The sequence below is a fragment of the Bacillus sp. FSL R7-0685 genome (assembly GCF_038002425.1).
In the GTDB taxonomy this organism is placed as follows: domain Bacteria; phylum Bacillota; class Bacilli; order Bacillales; family Bacillaceae; genus Bacillus; species Bacillus subtilis.
In genome coordinates this window covers 2,686,143-2,704,698 of the sequence record NZ_JBBOCN010000001.1, presented here as the reverse complement: position 1 = coordinate 2,704,698, position 18,556 = coordinate 2,686,143, and the positions used below count along the sequence as shown (strand labels likewise).

23 protein-coding genes are annotated in these 18,556 nt (G+C 44.4%); 16 read left to right on the top strand and 7 right to left on the bottom strand.

Going from position 1 to position 18,556, the window contains the following annotated elements:
* Nucleotides 1–2 precede the first annotated feature (2 nt).
* Genes rplU through rpmA form a run of 3 tightly spaced genes read left to right on the top strand, consistent with a single transcriptional unit; the run spans nucleotide 3 to nucleotide 949 of the window.
* Nucleotides 3–311, top strand: coding sequence for a 50S ribosomal protein L21 (gene rplU / locus MKY50_RS14215; protein ID WP_003229668.1), 309 nt, complete (start codon nucleotides 3–5; stop codon nucleotides 309–311).
* Between the two features lie 2 nt (nucleotides 312–313).
* Nucleotides 314–652, top strand: a complete 339-nt coding sequence (locus MKY50_RS14210; RefSeq protein WP_003229669.1) for a ribosomal-processing cysteine protease Prp — start codon at nucleotides 314–316, stop codon at nucleotides 650–652.
* Between the two features lie 12 nt (nucleotides 653–664).
* Nucleotides 665–949, top strand: a complete 285-nt coding sequence (rpmA, locus tag MKY50_RS14205) for a 50S ribosomal protein L27 (RefSeq protein ID WP_003222623.1) — start codon at nucleotides 665–667, stop codon at nucleotides 947–949.
* A gap of 120 nt (nucleotides 950–1,069) precedes the next feature.
* Here the strand turns inward: rpmA and MKY50_RS14200 are convergent, their stop codons facing one another.
* A complete protein-coding gene (locus MKY50_RS14200) occupies nucleotides 1,070–1,192 on the bottom strand; it encodes a hypothetical protein (protein WP_003229671.1) in 123 nt (40 codons plus the stop codon).
* A gap of 77 nt (nucleotides 1,193–1,269) precedes the next feature.
* Between MKY50_RS14200 and spo0B the strand changes: the two genes are divergently transcribed.
* Genes spo0B through pheA form a run of 4 tightly spaced genes read left to right on the top strand, consistent with a single transcriptional unit; the run spans nucleotide 1,270 to nucleotide 4,546 of the window.
* Nucleotides 1,270–1,848, top strand: coding sequence for a sporulation initiation phosphotransferase Sop0B (gene spo0B / locus MKY50_RS14195; RefSeq protein ID WP_004399131.1), 579 nt, complete (start codon nucleotides 1,270–1,272; stop codon nucleotides 1,846–1,848).
* Nucleotides 1,849–1,881: 33 nt separating this feature from the next.
* Nucleotides 1,882–3,168: a GTPase ObgE gene (gene obgE / locus MKY50_RS14190; RefSeq protein WP_003246161.1), complete on the top strand. Its 1,287-nt coding sequence runs from the start codon at nucleotides 1,882–1,884 to the stop codon at nucleotides 3,166–3,168.
* Between the two features lie 60 nt (nucleotides 3,169–3,228).
* Nucleotides 3,229–3,672: a transcriptional regulator ThrR gene (gene thrR, locus MKY50_RS14185; protein WP_003222630.1), complete on the top strand. Its 444-nt coding sequence runs from the start codon at nucleotides 3,229–3,231 to the stop codon at nucleotides 3,670–3,672.
* Between the two features lie 16 nt (nucleotides 3,673–3,688).
* A complete protein-coding gene (gene pheA / locus MKY50_RS14180; protein ID WP_014477545.1) occupies nucleotides 3,689–4,546 on the top strand; it encodes a prephenate dehydratase in 858 nt (285 codons plus the stop codon).
* Nucleotides 4,547–4,569: 23 nt separating this feature from the next.
* On the opposite strand, the gene MKY50_RS14175 is transcribed toward pheA, so the two are convergent.
* Both MKY50_RS14175 and nifS read right to left on the bottom strand, forming a co-directional pair.
* Nucleotides 4,570–5,112 (bottom strand): transcription repressor NadR, encoded by a 543-nt coding sequence (locus MKY50_RS14175; RefSeq protein ID WP_004398582.1) that lies wholly within the window; start codon nucleotides 5,110–5,112, stop codon nucleotides 4,570–4,572.
* Nucleotides 5,072–6,259 (bottom strand): cysteine desulfurase NifS, encoded by a 1,188-nt coding sequence (gene nifS / locus MKY50_RS14170; RefSeq protein WP_029727121.1) that lies wholly within the window; start codon nucleotides 6,257–6,259, stop codon nucleotides 5,072–5,074. The genes MKY50_RS14175 and nifS overlap by 41 nt, the downstream gene beginning before the upstream one ends.
* 102 nt (nucleotides 6,260–6,361) lie before the next feature.
* Here nifS and nadB point away from each other — a divergent pair, with 102 nt between their 5' ends.
* The 6 genes from nadB (at nucleotide 6,362) to MKY50_RS14140 (ending at nucleotide 12,722) form a co-directional block, all read left to right on the top strand.
* Nucleotides 6,362–7,957, top strand: coding sequence for an L-aspartate oxidase (nadB, locus tag MKY50_RS14165; RefSeq protein ID WP_003229687.1), 1,596 nt, complete (start codon nucleotides 6,362–6,364; stop codon nucleotides 7,955–7,957).
* Nucleotides 7,911–8,780 (top strand): carboxylating nicotinate-nucleotide diphosphorylase, encoded by an 870-nt coding sequence (nadC, locus tag MKY50_RS14160; RefSeq protein ID WP_033882942.1) that lies wholly within the window; start codon nucleotides 7,911–7,913, stop codon nucleotides 8,778–8,780. Before nadB ends, nadC begins: the two co-directional genes overlap by 47 nt.
* Complete coding sequence (nadA, locus tag MKY50_RS14155) at nucleotides 8,767–9,873, top strand: quinolinate synthase NadA (RefSeq protein WP_003229691.1); 1,107 nt, start codon at nucleotides 8,767–8,769, stop codon at nucleotides 9,871–9,873. The genes nadC and nadA overlap by 14 nt, the downstream gene beginning before the upstream one ends.
* Before the next feature lie 116 nt (nucleotides 9,874–9,989).
* Nucleotides 9,990–11,153, top strand: a complete 1,164-nt coding sequence (gene safA / locus MKY50_RS14150; RefSeq protein ID WP_015251553.1) for a spore coat assembly protein SafA — start codon at nucleotides 9,990–9,992, stop codon at nucleotides 11,151–11,153.
* 147 nt (nucleotides 11,154–11,300) lie between these two features.
* Entirely contained in the window at nucleotides 11,301–11,897 is a 597-nt protein-coding gene (sgpA, locus tag MKY50_RS14145; protein ID WP_015714450.1) for a spore germination protein SgpA, read from the top strand.
* Between the two features lie 102 nt (nucleotides 11,898–11,999).
* Nucleotides 12,000–12,722: a YebC/PmpR family DNA-binding transcriptional regulator gene (locus tag MKY50_RS14140; RefSeq protein WP_305091014.1), complete on the top strand. Its 723-nt coding sequence runs from the start codon at nucleotides 12,000–12,002 to the stop codon at nucleotides 12,720–12,722.
* A gap of 40 nt (nucleotides 12,723–12,762) precedes the next feature.
* Here the strand turns inward: MKY50_RS14140 and MKY50_RS14135 are convergent, their stop codons facing one another.
* The 3 genes from MKY50_RS14135 to MKY50_RS14125 all read right to left on the bottom strand — a co-directional run bounded on the left by MKY50_RS14135 (nucleotide 12,763) and on the right by MKY50_RS14125 (nucleotide 14,896).
* Nucleotides 12,763–14,217 carry an alanine/glycine:cation symporter family protein gene (locus MKY50_RS14135; protein ID WP_220396671.1) on the bottom strand — a complete coding sequence of 485 codons (1,455 nt, stop codon included), beginning with the start codon at nucleotides 14,215–14,217 and terminating at the stop codon, nucleotides 12,763–12,765.
* Nucleotides 14,218–14,380: 163 nt separating this feature from the next.
* Nucleotides 14,381–14,521, bottom strand: a complete 141-nt coding sequence (locus MKY50_RS14130; protein ID WP_004398683.1) for a hypothetical protein — start codon at nucleotides 14,519–14,521, stop codon at nucleotides 14,381–14,383.
* A 6-nt stretch (nucleotides 14,522–14,527) separates the two neighbouring features.
* Complete coding sequence (locus MKY50_RS14125; protein ID WP_021480229.1) at nucleotides 14,528–14,896, bottom strand: DUF5412 family protein; 369 nt, start codon at nucleotides 14,894–14,896, stop codon at nucleotides 14,528–14,530.
* 162 nt (nucleotides 14,897–15,058) lie between these two features.
* Here MKY50_RS14125 and MKY50_RS14115 point away from each other — a divergent pair, with 162 nt between their 5' ends.
* Nucleotides 15,059–15,181, top strand: a complete 123-nt coding sequence (locus MKY50_RS14115) for a hypothetical protein (RefSeq protein ID WP_003229707.1) — start codon at nucleotides 15,059–15,061, stop codon at nucleotides 15,179–15,181.
* A 45-nt stretch (nucleotides 15,182–15,226) separates the two neighbouring features.
* On the opposite strand, the gene MKY50_RS14110 is transcribed toward MKY50_RS14115, so the two are convergent.
* Nucleotides 15,227–15,874, bottom strand: coding sequence for a phosphotransferase (locus tag MKY50_RS14110; protein ID WP_116316475.1), 648 nt, complete (start codon nucleotides 15,872–15,874; stop codon nucleotides 15,227–15,229).
* Nucleotides 15,875–16,111: 237 nt separating this feature from the next.
* Between MKY50_RS14110 and iolG the strand changes: the two genes are divergently transcribed.
* Both iolG and MKY50_RS14100 read left to right on the top strand, forming a co-directional pair.
* A complete protein-coding gene (gene iolG / locus MKY50_RS14105) occupies nucleotides 16,112–17,137 on the top strand; it encodes an inositol 2-dehydrogenase (protein WP_032726305.1) in 1,026 nt (341 codons plus the stop codon).
* 70 nt (nucleotides 17,138–17,207) lie between these two features.
* Nucleotides 17,208–18,515, top strand: coding sequence for an MFS transporter (locus MKY50_RS14100; RefSeq protein ID WP_003246197.1), 1,308 nt, complete (start codon nucleotides 17,208–17,210; stop codon nucleotides 18,513–18,515).
* Nucleotides 18,516–18,556: the final 41 nt, after the last annotated feature.

Genomic DNA, 18,556 nt, shown 5'->3' with positions numbered 1-18,556 from the left:
GAATGTACGCAATCATTAAAACAGGCGGTAAACAAATCAAAGTTGAAGAAGGCCAAACTGTTTACATCGAAAAACTTGCTGCTGAAGCAGGTGAAACAGTTACTTTTGAAGACGTTTTGTTTGTTGGCGGAGACAACGTGAAAGTCGGCAACCCTACAGTTGAAGGCGCAACAGTAACGGCTAAAGTTGAAAAACAAGGCCGCGCGAAAAAAATCACTGTTTTCAGATACAAACCAAAGAAAAACGTTCATAAAAAACAAGGTCATCGTCAGCCTTACACTAAAGTGACGATCGAAAAAATCAACGCGTAAGCATGATTCAGGCAACAATCAGAAGGTCTCATGATAAAGGCATATTGTCTTTTGAAATGACGGGCCATGCGAATTTTGCTGAACATGGACAAGATCTTGTTTGTGCCGGAGTGACAGCCGTTGTGTTTGGAGCCGTTAACGCGGTCATTGTGCTCGCGGGCTTCGAGCCGCTTCTTGATATAGGGGAGGACGGGGGTTATTTTTATTTTGAATTCCCTGAATCTCTTGATCCAGAGGCACGCCAAAAAGCTCAGCTGCTGATTGAAGGCATGATTGTTTCGCTGGAGACAATCGAACGGGATTACAAAGACAACTTGCGTGTGACCACAAACATAATATAGGAGGTGAGCTACATGCTTAGATTAGATCTTCAGTTTTTCGCTTCTAAAAAAGGAGTAGGTTCTACAAAGAACGGACGTGACTCTGAGGCTAAACGTTTAGGTGCTAAACGTGCTGACGGTCAATTCGTAACAGGCGGTTCTATCCTTTACCGTCAACGCGGAACAAAAATTTACCCAGGTGAAAACGTGGGCCGCGGCGGAGATGACACTCTATTTGCGAAAATCGACGGAACTGTTAAATTCGAACGTTTCGGCCGTGACCGCAAAAAAGTGAGCGTATATCCTGTAGCTCAATAATGATTCAAAAAACTCCGGTCGATGATGACTGGAGTTTTTTTTGCAATATGCGGAGTAAACACCTAGAATGAAATGCAGAGTATGTGCGAGCAGACCCCGCCAAGAATGAGAATAAACATCTCAAACCCACTGGATATGTTCCCCAAGCAGTAATACATAAAATGTTCTGCCTGGCTGCAAATCAACCAAAGCCAGAAAAAAGGAACATGATATTTCTGGGAAAAACAATTGTTTTTCTAACAAAGCCTTCTCTGTTATAATTCATAATACACACTTATACAGACTCCTAAATAAGAAATTAAATGATTGGGAGTGCGAAAATGAAGGATGTTTCAAAAAATCAAGAAGAAAATATAAGCGACACGGCATTAACAAACGAACTGATTCATCTGCTTGGCCATTCCCGGCATGATTGGATGAATAAGCTGCAGCTGATTAAAGGAAACTTAAGCTTGCAGAAGTATGACCGCGTCTTTGAAATGATTGAAGAAATGGTTATAGACGCAAAGCACGAATCAAAGCTCTCAAACCTGAAAACACCGCATTTGGCGTTTGATTTTCTTACGTTTAATTGGAAAACCCATTATATGACGCTTGAATATGAAGTTCTCGGAGAAATTAAGGATTTGTCGGCTTATGATCAAAAGCTGGCGAAACTGATGAGAAAGCTGTTTCATCTGTTTGATCAAGCAGTCAGCAGAGAGAGTGAAAATCATTTAACGGTTTCGCTTCAAACGGATCATCCTGACAGACAGCTGATTCTGTACCTTGATTTTCACGGCGCCTTTGCCGATCCATCTGCTTTTGATGATATTCGGCAGAATGGATATGAGGACGTTGATATCATGCGTTTTGAAATCACGAGTCACGAATGTCTGATTGAGATTGGGTTGGACTAGCGGAGTTTTTAACGGTTTAGAACGGAGGACATTATGTTTGTAGATCAGGTCAAAGTATATGTAAAAGGCGGCGACGGCGGCAACGGTATGGTTGCGTTTCGCCGTGAAAAATATGTGCCGAAAGGCGGCCCTGCCGGCGGTGACGGAGGAAAGGGAGGAGACGTCGTTTTTGAAGTAGATGAAGGTCTCCGCACCCTGATGGATTTTAGATACAAAAAACACTTTAAAGCGATTCGCGGCGAGCATGGCATGTCCAAAAACCAGCACGGGCGAAATGCTGATGATATGGTCATTAAAGTTCCGCCGGGCACCGTTGTGACAGACGATGATACAAAACAGGTCATCGCTGATTTAACAGAGCACGGACAGCGGGCTGTCATTGCAAGAGGCGGAAGAGGAGGAAGAGGGAATAGCCGCTTTGCTACACCGGCTAATCCCGCGCCTCAGCTTTCAGAAAACGGCGAGCCGGGAAAAGAACGCTACATTGTTCTTGAATTAAAAGTGCTTGCAGATGTCGGACTTGTCGGGTTCCCAAGTGTGGGAAAATCTACTTTGCTGTCTGTTGTCTCATCTGCAAAACCGAAAATTGCGGACTATCACTTTACAACGCTTGTCCCGAATCTCGGCATGGTTGAAACGGATGACGGACGCAGCTTTGTCATGGCTGATTTGCCGGGGCTGATTGAAGGCGCACACCAAGGCGTCGGACTGGGCCACCAGTTTTTGCGCCATATTGAACGGACGAGGGTTATTGTTCATGTCATTGACATGTCAGGCTTAGAAGGCCGTGATCCATATGATGATTATCTTACGATTAACCAGGAGCTGAGCGAGTACAATCTGCGTCTCACTGAGCGTCCGCAAATTATCGTTGCAAATAAAATGGACATGCCGGAGGCTGCGGAAAATCTCGAAGCCTTTAAAGAAAAGCTGACGGATGATTATCCGGTATTCCCGATCAGTGCGGTGACAAGAGAAGGTCTGCGTGAGCTTCTGTTTGAGGTTGCCAATCAGCTTGAGAACACACCGGAATTCCCGCTGTATGACGAGGAAGAGCTTACACAAAACCGTGTCATGTACACGATGGAAAATGAAGAAGTGCCATTTAACATTACACGCGATCCAGACGGTGTATTTGTGCTTTCAGGAGACAGCCTTGAGCGGTTATTCAAGATGACTGATTTCTCACGTGATGAATCGGTTAAACGGTTTGCAAGACAGATGCGCGGAATGGGTGTTGATGAAGCACTCAGAGAACGCGGAGCCAAGGATGGAGATATAATCAGGCTTCTGGAATTTGAATTTGAATTTATTGATTAATGAATGTTGGCTGAAAAGAGAGCCTGGTGCCAGGCTCTCTATTTTAAAGGGGGGATGCAAATGAAAGAGGAGACATTTTATCTTGTCCGTGAAGATGTATTGCCCGATGCAATGAGAAAAACATTAGAAGTCAAAAAGCTGCTTGATCGAAAAAAAGCAGATTCAGTAGCAGATGCCGTTCAAAAGGTCGATTTAAGCAGAAGTGCGTTTTATAAATACAGGGATGCTGTTTTTCCATTCTACACCATGGTAAAAGAACAAATTATCACACTTTTCTTTCATTTGGAGGATAGGTCAGGTGCGTTATCTCAGCTTCTTCAGGCGGTAGCTGATTCTGGAAGCAACGTTCTTTCCATTCACCAGACCATTCCGCTTCAAGGCAGAGCAAATGTGACACTGTCTATCAGTACGTCGGCAATGGAAGAAGACATTCATACATTAATGAATAAGCTCAGGAAGTTTGATTTTGTAGAAAAGGTTGAAATATTAGGTTCAGGTGCATAAGGGAGAGAAAATCGTCATGAAAGTCGGTTATTTAGGTCCAGCAGCTACATTTACACATCTAGCAGTCAGTTCTTGTTTTCAAAACGGCGCCGAACATGTTGCTTACCGCACCATTCCGGAGTGTATAGATGCAGCCGTTGCAGGCGAAGTTGATTTTGCTTTTGTTCCTTTGGAAAATGCATTAGAAGGATCTGTTAATCTAACAATAGACTATTTAATACATGAACAGCCCTTGCCAATCGTGGGTGAAATGACGTTGCCGATTCATCAGCACTTGCTCGTCCATCCCTCTAGAGAGAATGCATGGAAAGAGCTCGACAAAATTTACTCACATTCACACGCGATTGCGCAATGCCATAAATTTCTTCATCGACATTTTCCTTCCGTTCCATATGAATACGCCAATTCTACCGGGGCGGCAGCAAAGTTTGTCAGTGACCATCCCGAGCTGAATATCGGGGTCATTGCCAATGATATGGCAGCTTCTACATACGAATTAAAAATCGTGAAACGGGATATACAGGATTATAGGGACAATCATACAAGATTTGTTATCCTGTCTCCTGATGAAAACATATCTTTTGAAGTGAATTCAAAATTGAGTTCTAGGCCCAAAACGACCTTAATGGTCATGCTGCCGCAGGATGATCAGTCCGGGGCGCTGCATAGAGTGCTGTCTGCATTTTCTTGGAGAAATTTAAACTTGTCAAAAATTGAGTCACGTCCGACTAAAACCGGATTAGGCCATTATTTCTTTATTATTGATATTGAAAAAGCGTTTGATGATGTATTGATTCCAGGGGCCATGCAGGAGCTTGAAGCGCTCGGCTGCAAAGTGAAGCTCCTGGGTGCATACCAGTCTTACCAATTATAAAAAAGCCCTCTAGAGGGCTTTTTTTAGTCTTTAATTAAAATGCCGGCTTCTTCGAGGGCTTGGCAAGCTTGATCGATGCGATGTTCATCAGGTGCTGTCAGTGTATGCAGGTGCACGCCGTCGGTCAGCTGTGATAAGTAGGCAGCATTCGTAGAATTGATTTTTTTAATGAAATGGCTAACTTCCTTCCGGGTGCCTACTTGGATGGCTGCAGTTAAATCTCCATACACGGGATGCTCGATTTTTACGTCTTTTACTGTAACGCCTTCGTCGACGATGAGCTGCAGTTCCTCTTCTGTCCGTTCAGGACCGTGCAGACATGCTATGATTCTTTCTGCCTGCTGGTGCTGCTGAGCGGCTGCATCCATGTATACATATCCTTGGCTTGTGGCGATAATCGGTACATTTTTCGCTTTCAAGAGCGATATATCCTGTACAATAACCTGTCTTGAAACGTTCGCTTTTTTTGCGAGTTCTCCTCCTGTCAGCGGTGATTTAGATTCCTTCAGCCACAGAAGAAGCTGGTCACGCCTGTTGGCGCCCATTAGCTTTAATTCTTCGGTCAATATCAAATTCTCCTTTCTTTTGTTCCCAAAGCACTGTAAACGTATGTAATAACTGTTCCAGCTGTTCAGCTGTTGTATGCCTGCCAAAAGAGATGCGGATAAATTGCAGAGCTTCTTGTTCGGTTTTTCTTAATGCTTTCATTGTTTCAGACGGACCGTGGTAACCTGCAGAACAAGCGCTGCCGGTTGAAATGCAAATATTACTCCGATTACATTCTAACATAACATATTGTCCTTCAAATGAGTGAAAAAAACACCCTATAATATGCGGAAGACATTCTGCTTGCGAAGTGTCTGCCGCAAGGGTTACAGGGAGAGACCGAATACGGATTTGGTCTAGAAAGTATGTTCTTAATGCCTCATTGCGGGATATCTGTTTTTCCATTTCGCTTACGATCAATTCTGCAGCGGCAGTGAAGGCACCGATCCCGGGAACATTTACGGTGCCGGCTCTGAATCCGTATTCGTGAGTAGTCAGAGGATAAACGGGTTTCCAAGGGACATCCGGACGGATATAGACCGCCCCTACTCCTTTTGGACCGTGGATTTTATGGCTGGACATTGAGAGTGCATCTACTCCCAGATTTTTTGTATTGATCGGGATCTTTCCAAACGTTTGAACAGCGTCGCAATGAAGAAGAATGCCCTTATTGTGCAGGTATGAAGACAGGCGGTGAATGGGCTGAATGATCCCGGTTTCAGAATTTGCATGCTGAATAGATACAAGGCCTGTTTCCGGCCGGATATGGGCTAGTAATATTTCCTCGGTAATAAGCCCGTATTCATTCGGTTCAATGACTGTTACATCATATCCCTGCTGTTCCAAAAAAGCAGCGCAATTGTGAATGGACTGATGCTCCATGGCAGTCGTAATAAAATGTCTTTTCGTTTTTGGCAGGCCGTTTAGCAATGATTGAATGGCCAGAAAATTGGATTCAGTGCCGCCGCTTGTAAAATAGATGCCGCTTGCTTCTCCGCCAATGATGTTGGCGATTTTTTCACGGCAGTACTCCAGTATGTGCTTTGCTTTTCCTCCTGCATCATGCAGGCTGCTGGCATTTCCGTACATATCCATACTAAGCTTCTGATATACAGTAAGGGCTTCCTCACAAATAGGCGTTGTCGCTGCATAATCTAAATAAATCATCCGGTCTTCCCCCATCCGTTCTCCATAAAAAACTCTTGAGTTTATTTTATCCTTGTGTAAATATAGGTGTCAAGACAGGTGTAAACAACAGGAGGATGACATATGTCTAAAAAGACGATTGCAGTCATCGGTTCAGGGGCGGCGGCACTTTCCTTAGCTGCAGCTTTCCCGCCCTCATACGAAGTGACTGTTATCACAAAAAAAAGCGTCAAAAACAGCAATTCTGTCTATGCACAAGGCGGGATTGCTGCGGCCTATGCAAAAGATGACTCGATTGAAGCCCATCTGGAGGATACGTTATACGCAGGGTGCGGCCATAATAATCTAGCTATTGTAGCAGACGTATTACATGATGGAAAAATGATGGTTCAAAGCCTATTGGAGCGTGGATTTCCATTCGACCGCAATGAGCGAGGCGGTGTTTGTCTTGGAAGAGAAGGGGCCCACTCATACAACCGCATATTTCATGCAGGCGGAGACGCAACAGGCAGGCTGCTTATCGATTATTTGCTCAAACGGATCAACAGCAAAATCAAGTTAATCGAGAATGAAACGGCAGCAGATTTGCTTATAGAGGACGGACGATGTATCGGCGTCATGACAAAAGACAGCAAAGGGCGGCTCAAGGTAAGGCACGCAGACGAAGTTGTGCTGGCTGCCGGCGGCTGTGGAAACCTGTTTCTTCACCATACGAATGATCTCACTGTCACAGGTGACGGTCTTTCTCTGGCTTACCGGGCCGGGGCGGAATTAACGGATTTGGAGTTTACTCAGTTTCACCCGACACTGCTTGTGAAAAATGGTGTTTCCTACGGGCTTGTTTCAGAAGCTGTCAGAGGGGAAGGCGGATGTTTAGTAGACGAAAACGGCCGCAGGATTATGGCTGAACGGCATCCTTTAGGTGACCTGGCTCCAAGAGATATTGTCTCACGGGTTATTCACGAAGAAATGGCAAAAGGAAATCGCGTTTATATAGACTTCAGTGCGATTTCTGATTTTGAAACGCGTTTCCCTACCATCACCGCTATTTGTGAAAAAGCAGGGATTGATATCCACAGCGGAAAAATTCCTGTTGCTCCGGGAATGCATTTCTTAATGGGAGGTGTTTCAGTTAATCGCTGGGGAGAAACGACAGTGCCGGGGCTTTATGCGATTGGCGAGACAGCATGCTCCGGTTTACATGGAGCAAACCGGCTTGCAAGCAATTCTTTATTGGAAGCGCTGGTATTTGGAAAAAGGGCAGCAGAGCATATTATCCAAAAACCGGTTTATAACAGGCAATATCAATCAGGGCTAGAAACCAGTGTCTTCTACGAGGTGCCGGATATAGAGGGGCATGAACTGCAAAGCAAAATGACAAGCCACATGTCTATTCTGCGGGAACAAAGCAGTTTGATTGAGCTTAGCATCTGGCTTCATACGCTGCCTTTTCAGGAAGTAAATGTGAAGGATATCACAATTCGGCAGATGGAACTTTCTCATCTATGGCAAACTGCAAAGCTGATGACGTTTTCTGCGCTTTTGCGGGAGGAAAGCAGAGGGGCTCACTTCCGCACCGATTTTCCTCATGCTGAGGTGAGCTGGCAAGGAAGACAAATTGTCCATACAAAAAAAGGAACGAAGATCAGAAAAAACGAGGGGATTTGGAACAATGAATCATTTACAGCTGAAAAAATTACTGAATCACTTTTTTCTTGAGGATATTGGGACAGGGGATCTTACATCGCAGTCTATTTTTGGAGAACAGAGCTGTGAAGCGGAGATTGTTGCAAAGTCAGAGGGTATTTTTGCAGGAGCAGCGATCATAAAAGAAGGCTTTTCGTTATTGGACGAAAATGTTCAAATCATTTTACACAAAAAAGATGGGGACATGTTGCATAAAGGTGAAGTGATTGCCGAGTTACACGGTCCCGCAGCTGCGCTCCTTTCAGGAGAGCGGGTCGTATTAAATCTTATTCAGAGGCTGTCAGGAATTGCGACAATGACAAGAGAGGCTGTTCGGTGTCTGGATGATGAACAGATTAAAATTTGTGACACGAGAAAAACAACACCGGGGCTCAGAATGCTGGAGAAATATGCTGTCAGAGCCGGCGGCGGGTATAATCATCGATTCGGTTTGTATGACGGCATCATGATTAAAGATAATCATATCGCAGCATGCGGCTCTATTTTAGAGGCGTGCAAAAAAGCCCGTCAGGCCGCAGGGCACATGGTAAATATCGAGGTGGAAATTGAAACGGAGGAACAGCTGCGGGAAGCAATTGCAGCTGGAGCGGATGTTATTATGTTTGACAACTGTCCGCCTGATACGGTCCGTCATTTTGCAAAGCTCACACCGGCTAATATAAAAACTGAAGCCTCTGGCGGGATTACGTTAGAATCTTTGCCTGCTTTTAAAGGGACGGGTGTGAATTATATTTCATTAGGATTTCTGACTCATTCCGTCAAAAGTTTAGATATCAGCATGGATGTTACGTTATCAAATGAATCTGTGGAGGAATGCTGTTATGTCAATTCTTGATGTGATCAAACAATCGAATGATATGATGCCCGAAAGTTATAAAGAACTATCGAGAAAGGATATGGAAACGCGCGTTGCCGCCATTAAGAAAAAGTTCGGCAGCAGGCTCTTTATACCAGGCCATCATTATCAAAAGGATGAAGTGATACAATTTGCTGACCAAACAGGCGACTCCCTGCAATTGGCCCAAGTAGCGGAAAAAAACAAAGAAGCGGATTATATCGTATTTTGCGGCGTTCACTTTATGGCAGAAACCGCCGATATGCTGACAAGCGAGCAGCAAACGGTCGTCCTGCCAGATATGAGAGCTGGATGTTCTATGGCTGACATGGCTGACATGCAGCAGACCAATAGGGCATGGAAGAAGCTTCAGCATATATTTGGAGATACGATCATACCTTTAACTTATGTGAACTCCACTGCGGAGATCAAGGCATTCGTCGGAAAGCATGGCGGAGCAACTGTAACTTCTTCGAATGCGAAAAAAGTGCTTGAATGGGCGTTTACACAGAAAAAAAGAATTTTATTTTTGCCTGATCAGCATTTAGGGAGAAATACGGCTTATGATCTGGGCATTGCGCTTGAAGATATGGCTGTGTGGGATCCGATGAAAGATGAATTAGTAGCTGAATCCGGGCATACGAATGTGAAAGTGATTTTGTGGAAAGGGCATTGCTCTGTTCACGAGAAATTCACCACTAAAAATATCCATGATATGAGAGAGCGAGACCCCGACATTCAGATCATTGTGCACCCGGAATGTTCACACGAAGTCGTGACACTAAGCGATGATAACGGATCAACGAAATATATTATCGACACAATCAACCAGGCTCCGGCGGGAAGCAAGTGGGCAATCGGGACAGAAATGAATCTTGTTCAGCGGATCATTCACGAGCATCCAGATAAACAAATCGAATCACTCAACCCTGACATGTGCCCTTGCCTGACAATGAACCGAATTGATTTGCCGCATTTGTTGTGGTCGCTGGAACAAATTGAAAAAGGAGAACCTTCAGGCGTCATCAAGGTGCCAAAAGCCATTCAGGAAGATGCACTCCTTGCCCTGAATCGAATGCTTTCGATCACGTAGATCAGAAATATTTTCCCTTCCTTTACTCATAACTTCTTTTGTTCAGGCATATGTTGTGAAGAAACATATTGTAATCACAGCTGAACTGTTCACGTTTTGCATAGGAGGGGAAAACGTTGAAAATCCATATCGTTCAAAAAGGCGATTCGCTCTGGAAAATAGCTGAAAAGTACGGAGTCGATGTTGAGGAAGTGAAAAAACTCAATACACAGCTTAGCAATCCAGACTTAATCATGCCTGGAATGAAAATAAAAGTGCCGTCAGAAGGAGTCCCGGTCAGAAAAGAGCCAAAAGCGGGCAAAAGTCCTGCGGCCGGGAGTGTGAAGCAAGAACATCCATATGCGAAAGAGAAGCCTAAATCCGTTGTCGATGTAGAAGACACAAAGCCGAAAGAAAAGAAGTCCATGCCGTATGTCCCGCCGATGCCTAATTTGCAGGAAAATGTGTACCCTGAAGCTGATGTGAACGATTATTATGATATGAAACAGCTTTTCCAGCCTTGGTCGCCTCCTAAACCGGAGGAGCCAAAAAAACATCATGACGGAAATATGGATCATATGTATCATATGCAAGACCAATTTCCACAACAGGAGGCTATGAGTAATATGGAAAATGCTAATTATCCGAATATGCCTAATATGCCAAAGGCGCCAGAGGTAGGCGGTGTAGAAGAGGAAAACGTTCATCACACAGTTCCGAATATGCCGATGCCGGCTGTTCAGCCTTATTATCATTATCCGGCTCATTTCGTACCGTGTCCGGTGCCTGTTTCGCCAATTCTTCCAGGATCAGGATTATGCTATCCGTACTATCCGGCACAGGCTTTTCCAATGCATCCGATGCATGGATACCAGCCAGGCTTTGTATCGCCTCAGTATGACCCGGGTTATGAAAACCAGCATCATGAAAACACCCATCACGGACATTACGGTTCATACGGTGCGCCGCAATACGCATCTCCGGCTTATGGATCTCCGTATGGACATATGCCGTATGGCCCTTATTACGGCACTCCCCAAGTAATGGGAGCATACCAGCCTGCTGCGGCTCATGGTTACATGCCATACAAAGATCATGACGACTGCGGCTGTGACGGTGATCATCAGCCATATTTCTCTGCGCCTGGCCATTCGGGAATGGGGGCTTATGGAAGCCCTAATATGCCATATGGCACAGCTAACCCAAATCCAAACCCATATTCGGCAGGAGTTTCTATGCCAATGACGAATCAGCCTTCTGTAAACCAAATGTTTGGCCGGCCGGAAGAAGAAAATGAGTGATCGTTCGGAACGATGTAAATCGTTCCTTTTTTTGTTTTCAAGCAGATCACTGCCAAATGGAGAGAACTGACACGCTTAACATGCCCCCCATACGCACATGATAAAAGCGAGCAAACATGCTCAATTCGTCCACGGGGGGTTTTTCCATTGGGTAAAAAAATGACGATCGCTAGCTTGATTCTAATGACAGCCGGCTTAACAGCATGCGGAGCAAACGATAATGCTATGAATGATACGCGCAATAACGGCAATACCCGTCCAATCGGATATTATACAAATGAAAATGACGCCGATAGACAGGGAGACGGAATCGACCACGATGGTCCTGTTTCTGAATTAATGGAGGATCAGAACGACGGTAACCGAAACACCACGAATGTAAATAACCGTGACCGTGTTACTGCTGACGATCGTGTTCCTTTAGCAACTGACGGAACATATAACAACACGAATAACCGAAACATGAATCGGAATGCAGCGAACAACGGGTATGACAACCAAGAAAACAGAAGACTGGCTGCAAAAATTGCCAACCGTGTGAAACAAGTGAAAAACATCAATGACACACAAGTTATGGTATCGGATGACCGAGTAGTTATCGCAGTCAAAAGCCACAGAGAGTTCACAAAGTCTGACAGAGATAATGTCGTAAAAGCAGCGCGCAACTATGCAAATGGCCGTGACGTTCAAGTATCAACAGATAAAGGGCTCTTCAGAAAACTTCATAAAATGAACAACCGCTAGGAAGGAAGGGCTGCCGGAAGTGATATTCGGCAGCCTTTTTCTTTGCATCAGCGAACAATTCCCATTAAAGTGTACATAGAAAATGTAAAAGAAGGTGAAAACATGGCAGGCCATTCCAAGTGGAAAAACATTCAAAAAAGAAAAAATGCACAGGATGCAAAACGCGGGAAAATATTTATGAAGCTGGCAAAAGAAATCTATGTGGCAGCGAAAGAAGGCGGAGCGGATCCAGAAGCTAATTCAGCATTGCGTCTTGTCATCGAAAAAGCAAAAGGCGCCAATATGCCGAATGAAAATATAGATCGGGCCATTAAAAAAGCTGCGGGAGGCCAAGATGGAAGCAGTTATGAAGAAATCACCTATGAAGGCTACGGCCCTTCAGGGATTGCCGTCATGGTTGAATGCGTAACAGATAATAAAAACCGAACGGCGTCAAATGTGCGGACAGCCTTTAATAAAAATGGCGGAAGTCTGGGAGAAAGCGGATGTGTAGCCTTTTTATTTGAACGGAAGGGTTTCATTACGATAGACCGCACTGAACGGCAAATAGAAGAAGATGAGCTCATGCTTGATGTGCTTGAAGCAGGAGGAGAAGAGCTGCGAATTGAAGAAGACCTATATGAGGTTTTCACAGAGCCTGAGCATTTTGAAGAGGTGAAAACAGCCCTCGAATCGAAATATCCAATTTCTTCGGCGGAGGTGACCATGCTTCCCAATACCTATGCAGATGCCGATGATCAGGCTGTTGAGAAGCTGGAAACATTAATAGACGTCCTTGAAGATGACGATGATGTTCAAGAAGTGTATATAAACTATCGTTCATAAAAAACCGGCACGAGGTCATATCGGGCCGGTTTTAGTATGTTCAGGAGACACGTTCACTTTCATGAGTGTATTCTTTCTCCCAGAAATCAGCGTTTTTGATACCCAGCGCTTTTGGATCAAAGACCGGGTCTAAGCCCTGCTTTTTTTGGCGCTCATAATCCTTTAAAGCAAGAAGCGCCGGTTTGGCCAGCAGCACAATGGCAATGACGTTCAGCCATACCATAATGCCAAGCCCTGCATCCCCTAATGCCCAAGCAAGCGAAGCTGTTTTCACAGTACCATAGAATGTGGCGGCTAAAATAATCAGTTTTAAGCCAAGCATCGCCCATTTGCTTTCTCTGCCTCGTGCTAAATAGGCGATATTTGTTTCTGCGATGTAGTAATACGCCATAATTGTTGTAAAAGCGAAGAAGAATAAAGCGATGGCAACAAAGCCTGCACCGAATCCGGGAAGAACACTGTCAATTGCCGCTTGTGTGAAACCAGGTCCTGCTTCTACGCCTTTAAGCTGGTGAACGATAAAGGAACCATCTGCAGCCTGGGTATTGTACATGCCGGTAAACAAGATCATGAAAGCTGTAGCGGAACATACAAACAAGGTGTCAATATAAACAGAAAATGCCTGAACCAGTCCCTGCTTGACCGGATGAGAAACTTCTGCAGCAGCTGCTGGATGCGGGCCTGTTCCCTGGCCGGCTTCGTTTGAGTAAATGCCACGTTTAACGCCCCAGGAAATCGCCATGCCGATCAAGCCGCCAAAAGCGGAATCCAATGCAAAGGCGCTTTTGAATATTAATGAGAGCACAGCAGGTAATTCAGACACATTCATGACAATAATAATCAAAGACAGCAGGATATATCCAATGGCCATAAATGGAACAATCATTTGCGCCGCACTGGCAATTCGTTTGACGCCGCCAAAAATAATAAACCCTAATAATAAAACCAGACCGCACCCTGTGACGAAAGGAGAGATGCCGAATGCATTTTGGATCCCAGCCGCAATGGAGTTGGACTGTACGCCTGGCATTAGAAAGGCCATCGCAATAAGGGCAGCAGCGGCAAATAAGACGGCAAACCACTTAATGCCTAAGCCTTTTTCTATATAATAAGCAGGGCCGCCCCGATATTGACCGTCTTGTTTCACTTTGTAAATTTGAGCAAGTGTTGATTCTACAAAGGCACTCGCCGCCCCGATAAAGGCAATCGCCCACATCCAGAACACCGCACCGGGTCCGCCGAATGCAATTGCTGTCGCCACTCCCGCGATGTTTCCTGTGCCCACACGGCCGGACAGCGCAATCGATAACGCTTGGAAAGATGAAACGCCGGCTTCAGAGCTCTTGCCTTTGAACATCTGAACAATCATTTCTTTTAAATGTCGGACTTGTAAAAAACGGGTCATAATTGAAAAGACGAATCCAATTCCCAATAAAATATAAATGACGGGCGTACTCCATAAGACCGCATTCAAACTAGCAACAAAATCTGCCATCAAGCTTCCCCCTCACTTCAAATTCGAATACATGTATAAAAAGGATTTTGGTCTAATCGAACTATTTCTACAATCGATTTGTCACATTATATGACCTGTAATTATCAATAAGAAGAGGAAGGGAAAAAGAAAAAACGCGGCGTATCGACTACGCTGCGTTTTTCTACAGAGGTAAACTTATGGCAATTGTTATAAAATCCTTCAGCAACAAATAGCCTAGTTCAGTCAAACCGTATATAAAGGATAAAGCAATCACAAAATGATTGAAATGCTTTTCATCATTTGTTCCGTTCATCTTATTCATGTTTCATCACCTCACTGACGCCTGCGGCGGTTCTTCACGGATCCAATGATCATCTTTTCGCCAATCATATGTTTCATCAGTATCAAGATGTAAAGTCTGATTGCCGATTTTCACTGTATTGTGATTGACCCACGTCACTGCTGGGCGGCTGTCCGGGTAATTCCAGTAGATTGTTCTCTTGACAAGTGTTTTTTCATTTACAAGTTCACCTCTGGCTGCATCTAAGCTCAAGGTGTTTTCGGATACATAAGTGTTTAACGTATAGCTGCCGTCCGGCGATTCAACCGATTGGACGAGATTGCCTTTCGGAACGTTTTTTAGTGAAAATAACATCCAATAGATGGCGCCGCCGAAGAAGACCAGCAGGGCAAACATAATAAGCGGGATGTTGCTGCGTGTCTTAATGTGACTCTCTCCCTTTTTTTCTCTCATTTTACTATATATCGGATTCATATGATCTTTACATTTCTTTAAAATTACCTTAATAAAGCAATGATAAGATGAAATAAAGCCAATAAAGGGTGAGGGGAGACAGAAATGGAAAAAACGTATTGTCATTCCGGCGAGAAGGACCCAGAAGCGGTCTACTTAACTGTGAGAGGCTATCGAATTAAGCTGTCGCCTGAACAAATGAAACTGATTTCTGCCGTCAGAAAGTAAAAAATACATGATAAAGGCAGCCGCTTGTGCGGCTGCCTTTTTGATTTAAGAATATTTTCTTTTCCGCTGTGCGAAATGCTTTTGAAACCAATCTTTCTTATATAAAAATGCGATGATCTCCAGCCAAAAACCCGGAATCTTTTTGGGGAATATCGGTTTTTTGTAGAGTGCATGATACGCTGATTTTAAATCATTCCACTGCGTGCACGTTTTTGTCTGTTCAAATCTCGCAACATCAATCACCCGCACTGCTCCGGTTTCTGTCAGAATCAGATTCCGTAAATGGATATCTGACGGGTTCAGGCCGGCAGCCCGGGCGTCAGAAAGTGCTTCTTCAACCTGCTGAATCATGTCATCACTGATTGCAATGCCTTTCTTCAGACAGTTATAAAAGGTTTCACCTTTAATATATTCCATGAGAATAAATGAATCGCCAGTTTCGTAAATGTCAGGATAGAATGCGGACCCGGCTAATTTTTCATAGATCGCTGCTTCTTTGACTGCTGTCGCTTGATATTCCGGAAAAAATACTTTCAGCGCCATTTTTCGACGGCCTTCTGTTAAGGCAAACACATAGGCGCTTCTTCCCTTGCCGATTAGTGTTAATTCCTCGGATTTCTCTTTGACTTTATCAAATCTGCTGTTCTTGCGGTATATGACGGAATGGGCCAGTGCCTCTGCTTTTGTCAGCATTTCATTCACCTTCTTTGCTCTATTTTATGCAGCTGTTTATAGGAAAATCATAAACTGTTCAGGAAAAAGAGCCTAATTCTAGTGTATCTGGTCTTGAAGAAGAAGGCTACTTATAAGCATGAATTGTGATAAAAGAGACATAGAACGTTTAATTTCCATTCTTGAAAAGCGCTTACAAATGGGATAGTATTAATTTTAAATAAAGCGCTTTCGTGAATGATCAAGGGGGAAGAAGCCATGACAAAACAGATTGTGACAGGGATTATCGGTGCAGGCCGCATCGGCAAACTTCATGTTCAAAATATAAGCCGGATTCCTCACATGAAAATAAAAGCAGTCTCTGACATTCAGGCAAGCCGTATAAAAAGCTGGGCCGACAGTCATCAGATTGAATACATAACCTCTGATTATCGTGATTTATTACATGATCCTGATATTGATGCTATTTTTATTTGCTCTCCTACAGCCGTACATGCACAGATGATCAAAGAAGCAGCCGAGGCGAAAAAGCATATATTTTGTGAGAAGCCCGTTAGTTTCTCTCTGGACGAAACGAGTGAAGCGCTTGCGGCTGTCCGGAAACACGGTGTAACACTTCAAGTCGGATTTAACCGCCGCTTTGATCCTCATTTTAAGAAAATCAAAACGATTGTTGAAAATGGTGAAATCGGTACACCTCATTTATTAAAAATCACGTCCCGGGACCCAGAACCCCCGAATATAGATTATGTCCGTACGTCAGGCGGATTGTTTATGGATATGTCGATCCATGATTTTGATATGGCCAGATATATTATGGGAAGCGAAGTGACGGAAGTGTATGCCAAAGGGGCAGCTTTGGTGAATCCTTCTTTTGCGGAGCTGGGTGATATTGATACAGCTGTTATTACACTGACTTTTGAAAACGGTGCCATGGCTGTGATTGATAACAGCCGCCAAGCTGTGTACGGATATGACCAGCGGGTTGAGGTTTTCGGGACGAAAGGCTCTGCAGCGGCTGACAATAGCAGGCCGACAACGGTTGAGGTGTCAACAGCTGATTTTGTGATGAAGGATAAACCGCATTTCTTTTTCCTTGAACGCTATAAGGATTCATATGAGGAGGAGATTCTCCGTTTTGCAGAAGCGATCGGCACAAACCAGGAGACTCCCTGCACCGGCAATGACGGTTTACAGGCCGGAAGGATCGCCAGAGCAGCACAGCAATCGCTTGCTTTTGGCATGCCTGTCAGCATTGAGCACACTGAAAAAATCGCTTTTTAATCTAACAGGATTACAATTCAGCAAGCTTGGGTATATACTCCATTGATACTTTAAGTAGGCGGTGGAGAAAATGAATACAGTACATGCTAAAGGAAATGTTTTGAACAAAATCGGAATTCCTTCTCACATGGTTTGGGGTTATATTGGCGTTGTCATCTTTATGGTTGGAGACGGCCTCGAACAAGGCTGGCTGTCTCCTTTTCTCGTTGATCATGGTCTCAGTATGCAGCAATCCGCATCGTTATTTACCATGTACGGCATTGCTGTCACCATCTCAGCTTGGCTTTCAGGAACGTTTGTCCAAACTTGGGGGCCGAGAAAAACGATGACTGTCGGATTGCTTGCATTTATCCTCGGTTCGGCCGCTTTTATCGGCTGGGCGATTCCTCATATGTATTATCCGGCTCTCTTGGGCAGCTATGCTCTTAGAGGCTTGGGATATCCGCTGTTTGCATACTCTTTTCTCGTATGGGTGTCATACAGCACCTCTCAAAATATTCTCGGCAAAGCCGTCGGCTGGTTTTGGTTTATGTTTACGTGCGGCCTTAACGTGCTGGGCCCGTTCTATTCCAGCTATGCAGTTCCGGCCTTTGGAGAAATCAATACGCTTTGGAGCGCTTTACTGTTTGTGGCGGCAGGCGGAATTCTTGCCTTATTTTTTAACAAAGATAAATTTACTCCGATACAAAAACAAGATCAGCCGAAATGGAAAGAACTGTCGAAGGCATTTACGATTATGTTTGAAAACCCTAAGGTAGGCATCGGCGGAGTGGTCAAGACGATTAATGCGATAGGACAATTTGGATTTGCCATCTTTCTTCCTACTTATTTAGCACGATACGGGTATTCGGTTTCGGAATGGCTGCAAATATGGGGGACGCTGTTTTTTGTGAATATTGTGTTTAATATCATTTTCGGTGCAGTCGGAGATAAACTTGGCTGGCGCAATACGGTCATGTGGTTTGGCGGTGTCGGATGCGGTATTTTTACGCTGGCGCTGTATTACACGCCTCAGCTGATCGGGCATCAGTATTGGGTGCTCATGATTATCGCCTGCTGCTACGGCGCGGCTTTAGCAGGGTACGTTCCATTAAGCGCGCTTTTGCCGACGCTTGCACCTGATAATAAAGGTGCTGCCATGTCAGTGTTGAATTTGGGATCTGGTTTATGTGCGTTTATCGCGCCGGGCATCGTGAGTCTTTTCATTGGGCCGCTCGGTGCAGGCGGCGTGATTTGGATCTTTGCGGCATTGTATTTTTTCAGTGCCTTTCTGACGCGATTCTTGACAATTTCTGAGCAAAGCACAGATGTGTATACGGAGGAACGGTTTGTCAGGGAAAATGTGCAGACAAATTTTGATAAAACGGTTAAGCAGTAGCCTCTTTGGTCAAACTAATCATAAACGTGTGCAAAGAGGTG